The organism is Streptococcus porci DSM 23759 (genome assembly GCF_000423765.1).
GTDB classification, from domain to species: Bacteria; Bacillota; Bacilli; order Lactobacillales; family Streptococcaceae; genus Streptococcus; species Streptococcus porci.
In genome coordinates this window covers 1-1,224 of record NZ_AUIP01000035.1, presented here as the reverse complement: position 1 = coordinate 1,224, position 1,224 = coordinate 1, and the positions used below count along the sequence as shown (strand labels likewise).

The 1,224-nt window shown below is 45.8% G+C and carries 1 protein-coding gene; it reads right to left on the bottom strand.

What is annotated here, in order from left to right:
* Positions 1-1,127 (bottom strand): DUF859 family phage minor structural protein (locus tag G576_RS0109610; RefSeq protein WP_027974414.1); only part of this gene is annotated, 1,127 nt, incomplete at its 3' end.
* Between the last annotated feature and the right edge of the window lie 97 nt (positions 1,128-1,224).

Sequence of the window (1,224 nt, the reverse complement as noted above, 5' to 3'; positions counted from 1 at the left end):
GCTCTTGAGACATAAAAAGACAAAGTCATTGTATTGCGTTGACTTCCATTAACGGTTAGAGGGGCTATTCGTGCGTTTCGCTTGACGTTGATGACATCTTGCAGACTGCCACCTCTGGCTACGCTAAAACTCAGGATTGGGGCAAAATACTCCATGATAGTGACCTTTGTATCTACTGGGTTCGACCAGCGTCCGCGACTATCAGAGACACTAGCTCTGATTGTGACGGTTCCGTTGTAATTCATAAATCCTAACGTGCCACCATTTTCTGTGGTGACCTGATTTTTACCGACAATTTCGGCTTTAAAGCCACTAATTGTAGAACTATACGACCCCATAGCACCGACAAACGACACTTTGATGTTAGACAAAACTTGCACAAAGATGTTTGTCTCTGGGATTAAAGCCTGTACCGCCGAGTTGCCGTCTGACAGGCTGACCCCCGACAGCAAAGGCTTAATCTCCGCAGGCACAGTGCCCGTAAAACTAGCCTGAGACGTACCAATCTTACTTGACCCAGAATAGGTATCGACATAGATAGTCCCGCTCCTTGAGTTTGCATTAGGCACATCATTCGCAAATGACAAAGGCACCGTCCAAGATGTCGATGTATCAACATTACTTGCAATGGTGCCTGTTTTGCCTGCGAACTCATAGCGGACGGTGTGTTTAAAGCTACTGTCAGCCCGTTGGATTGTAATCGTTAGAGCTGAGCCAAAATTAACCGTCCCTGCTGTAACTGTACTTGTTCGTGGGATTCTTGCCAGGGGCATTGTCCCTGTGGCCACGTTTAACCTTCCGGGAGAATAGCCTCCTGACCCGCTAAAAGTCGCTGAAAAAGAAAAGGACTTCTGCCCGTCCGAATTGTGCCCTATCGTGACTGTCTTATCAATCAGATTAATGCTTGAGTTCATACTCAGCATGTTTGGAGAGCCCGACCACGAGTATGTTTTCCCGTTGACCGTTGCGCTTGCTGTACAGTTATACTGAGCAAATGTGGTTGTCGTGTTAAAAAGTGCTAGCTGTACCCTAACGTTAGTAGAGTTTGCGGGTATGTTTGGCTTAGAAGGTGTCAAAGACAACTTAATACGATAACCCCTATCGCTATTCGACCAAAAATCAGCCATAAATTACATCACCTTTCCAACCCATCTAATGACATTCATTGACGGGTTTAAATGATACGGTTCTTCCCTAAATTCCCCGATTTGGACGGATTTAGTA